Below are 1,292 nucleotides of genomic sequence, written 5' to 3' on the forward strand. Positions count from 1 at the left end.
GGCTTGCAATGCAGTCTGCACGGCGTCCAGCAAGGTGGCATCGGGCCATGACGATGCACCGTCTGCCAACTGGGCCAGCACGTTCAGCGGCAGGGGGCGCACGGCTACAGACGCGGCTTCGACCAGAGCACGTGCCGCAGCGGGCAGCGCGCGTAACCGGCGCTGCAGCATCTCGCGTACGCTGCGCGGCAGGCTCAGGGTTTGGGGATCGCCCGGTTCTACGGGAGCATCTGGCAACGCCAGCAGCAACTCATTGAGTACAAAAGGGTTGCCGGTGCAGGCTGCGTGCAAGCGGTTCAACTCGGCTTGACCCCAGACCTGTTCTGGGCGGCGTTGGCGGCAGCACTGGGCTACCGCGTCCAGGCTCAAGCCTTCCAATGGCAGCAGCGTGAGGTGGCCGGTTTGCTCCAACTGCTGCGCCCACAGGCGTTGTGCATCACTCAGCTCGTGCCCCCGCGCAGCGGCACGCCAGCGCAGTAGGCCGCGGTGGGTGAGCAGGCTCAAGAGCTCCAGCGTGGAGCTGTCGCACCACTGCAGGTCGTCCACCAGCAGCCACGCGCCCATGGATTCGAAGACCCGCGCCAGGCCCTCCAGCAAGCGCGACTTGGCGGTCATCATGTCCAGCGGTGGTAGAGGATCGTCTGGCGCCAGATCGGGCAGCAGGCGGGCCAGGTCCAACCGGTAGGCGCCCAGGCCGCTACCCCCGCGCTGCAGCGTGGCATGCAGGTGGTCCATCTGCGACAACAGGTACTCCGCCACCGGTCGATACGGTATCTGTTGCAGCCCCTCTCGCCCTCTGAGCATGGGTGTCTGTGCGAACGCGGCGGTCAGCAAGGAGCTCTTGCCCATGCCTGCTTCGCCCACCAACACGATGGCACGCATAGCCGTTCGGCGCAGAGTTTGTAGCGCGGCCTGTCGGCCAAACAGCAGTGTGGCGGATGTGGGCAGGTCGCCCTCTGCCTGGTCAGACCCATCGATATCCGTTGTTTGAAACTGGACCATGTTTTGCAGCGTTGCAAACCAGGCCGGCGCCGGCGCTGTAGCGGCATAGGTGTTGAGCGTGCGTTCACAGGCCACCTGCCACCGTGACTGCAGCTGCGTGCCCCATGCACGCGCCCAGTCCCAAAAAGCATCAAATCCCGAGACCTGGAAGCCTTCGAGCCAGCGTGTGGGTTGCAAGCGCACGAGAACAGCACCATCGGCCGTTTCGATGGCGCTGTCCAGTGTGTCGATGTCCAGTGGCAATTGCAGGTACACGCGGGAACGCTCACTTTGCAGCGCGTCTCCCTGCG

1 protein-coding gene is annotated in these 1,292 nt (G+C 65.0%); it reads right to left on the reverse strand.

Annotated elements, in window-relative coordinates; all coding sequences use genetic code 11:
• Positions 1–1,292, reverse strand: a 1,292-nt coding sequence (locus tag AC097P_RS24115; protein WP_479612957.1) for an AAA family ATPase, incomplete at both ends; no start/stop codon positions are given.

The organism is Rhodoferax sp. ZS1R8, from assembly GCF_056521325.1.